Below are 2,723 nucleotides of genomic sequence, written 5' to 3'. Positions count from 1 at the left end.
ATAGGCCATAGCGCATTTTCCTTTGGCGAGAAAGATGCCTACTATAGCAACTGACCGCCTTTCTTAGAAATTGCACTTATTAGGCGAATCCAAGATACCCATTTATTATTGACATAATGTGCTATTAAAGAGATGTTGACGTACAACACGTATCAAAATGCTCACACAAGCCACGTGACAAAATCCTTTCTTGCAGCGATCACACTTCACGCTTTGGTTGTAAGCTGGCTAGTCTACAAACCCGCAGATGTTGATATCGAAGAATTACTGCCTCCTCCTGCGGTTATGGTTGAACTGTCAACGCAAACAGAAGCAATAAATAAAGTACAGAATCAGCCGATTGGCGTTGAACAACAGTTATCTGTTGCCAGTAAGCAGCAGGAAAGCAAGGCTGATGAAATTCACATGCCGAAACTGGATGTAAATGAGAATGCCCAGCTCTTAGTGAATAAGCAAAAGAAAAAACAGAAAGAGCAAGATGCGCCGAAAAAAACACAGCCTGTGAAGCGAGTGAAAGCAAAAGAACAGGAAAGTGAAAAATCACACAGTAGCGTGGCACCCACGACCAGTAGCGCCGCAGCAAATAATGTGGCCGTCCGCACTGCGGCATCTTATGACAGTAATTCAGATACTATTGCTGATGCCACGGTGGTCTGGCAAGCAGAAGTTACCGGGCATCTTAATCGCTATAAAAGATACCCAGTAGATGCGCAGAGAAGAAAACGAACAGGACATCCGATGGTGAGATTTACGGTTAATCGATTAGGAAGCGTGATTGACAGTGAATTGACCCGGCATTCAGGGACTAATTCACTCAACAGGGAAGCAAAAATGGTATTGGAAAGAGCACAGCCTTTGCCTGCTCCGCCCGATATTATTTTAACTAATGGCAGGATTACGGTTGAACTGCCGATAGATTTTTCTTTGTCTCAATAAAAATACAGGATTGATGGCATGTCACAGTATGAAACGGTATTTTCATCACCTATAAAAAAGATAATGCGCAGTAGCAGTAAAAGAGCCATGCTCGGCTTTTTGTTGGGAGGAAGTTTGTTGAGCAATAGTTGTGCCACTATCGCAACGGAGGAAAATATGGTGTCACCTATGGCGACAAAACAGCCGCATAAGATGGAGATCCACGGAGATACCCGCATCGATAATTACTATTGGCTGCGCGATGACAACCGTCAGGACAAAAATGTCATTGATTACTTAACGGCTGAAAATCAATATACCAAGCAGATGCTGAAAACAGGTCAGGAATTGCGGGAAATCCTGTATAAAGAAATGACTGACAGAATGAGTAAAGAAGATCAATCTGTTCCTTATACTTATAATGGGTATATTTATCGTACCGTTTACGAAGCAGGGAAGGATTTCCCGATTTATCAGCGTAAGCCTGCCGATAACTCATCTGACTGGCAGGTTATGGTTGATGGCAACGAGCGGGCAAAAGGCCATAAATTTTATCAAATTGGCGGATTTGCAGTTACGTTAGATAACAAGCGCATTGCGGTGGCAGAAGATACCCAAGGGCGCCGTAATTTCCAAATCTCATTTAAGAATTTTGCCGATGCTGACTGGCAGAATAATGCCATAGAAAATACGTCCGGTAATATTTTGTGGGCCAATGATGGCAATACCCTGTTTTATGTGCGCAGGGATGCACAAACTTTATTGCCTTATCAGTTATTCCGCCATCAATATGGCACGAATACCAAGCAGGATAAAAAGGTTTATCAGGAAGAAGATGATCGTTTTTATCTGTCAATTTCGGAAAGTACTTCGCTTGATTATATTTTGATTTCGAGTTCAAGTTACTCAACTTCAGAATATCGCCTGATTGATGCTAATAATCCGCAAACAGAGCCGCAAGTTTTCTCTGCCCGTCAGGCGGGACGTGAATATGATCTCGATCATTTCCGTGGACAGTTTTATATCCGCTCTAACCATGAAAACCCACTATTTGGTTTATATCGGACAAGCGCCATCGATAAACTGTGGGAAACCGTTATTGCTCCACAGGAAAATACGGATCTGGAAAACTTTGCGTTGTTCAACAACTGGCTGGTTTTACAAGAACGTACCAAAGGATTATCGTCAATCCGTCAGATTGATTGGAAAACTAAGCAGGAAAAGCGCGTACAATTTGATGATCCGGCCTATATGGCCTCATTGAGTTATAATCCTGAGCCGGATACTAACTTACTGCGCTACAGCTATTCATCCATGACAACGCCAAGTTCTGTATTCCAGTGGGATATGCAGACAGGTGAGCGTGAACTATTGAAACAGCAGGAAGTTAAAGGCTTCAACAAAGAGAATTATGAAAGTCAGCGCATTTGGATAAAAGCGCGTGATGGTGTGGAAGTACCTGTTTCATTGGTGTACCACAAATCTCTGTTCAAAAAAGGTGAGAACCCGATCCTGATTTACGGTTATGGTGCTTATGGCATCAGCATGGACCCCTATTTCAGTTCCGCACTGCTGAGTTTGTTGGATCGTGGTTTTGTCTATGCGCTGGTGCATGTGCGTGGTGGTGGTGATTTAGCAATTTCGCCGTAACCCCTCGCCCTCATCGGGCGGGGATATAAGGCGTAAGACGCGATAGCGGCTTAATCTGGGGTTGCCTGACTCTCCACATAAGCCTTTAACGTTTCAATTGTTGCACCGCCAGCAGTGCAAGCGAAGTATGAACGTGACCACAAGGCGGAGCTTTTACT

General features: G+C 43.6%; 2 protein-coding genes and 1 pseudogene. 2 read left to right on the top strand and 1 reads right to left on the bottom strand.

The genetic code is table 11. The features are described from left to right. The first annotated feature begins 174 nt into the window (after window positions 1-174). Window positions 175-936 carry a cell envelope integrity protein TolA gene (gene tolA, locus BM329_RS14070; RefSeq protein ID WP_245759102.1) on the top strand — a complete coding sequence of 254 codons (762 nt, stop codon included), beginning with the start codon at window positions 175-177 and terminating at the stop codon, window positions 934-936. A 63-nt stretch (window positions 937-999) separates the two neighbouring features. Beyond that, window positions 1,000-2,550, top strand: a pseudogene (locus tag BM329_RS14065) (S9 family peptidase); the annotation flags it as partial. Between the two features lie 65 nt (window positions 2,551-2,615). Here BM329_RS14065 and BM329_RS14060 read toward each other — a convergent pair. Continuing rightward, a partial coding sequence (locus BM329_RS14060) for a transposase (RefSeq protein ID WP_177216251.1) occupies window positions 2,616-2,723 on the bottom strand: 108 nt, incomplete at its 5' end.

Source organism: Xenorhabdus koppenhoeferi, from assembly GCF_900116635.1.
Classification (GTDB): domain Bacteria; phylum Pseudomonadota; class Gammaproteobacteria; order Enterobacterales; family Enterobacteriaceae; genus Xenorhabdus; species Xenorhabdus koppenhoeferi.
This window is presented reverse-complemented; position numbering and strand designations above follow the sequence as displayed.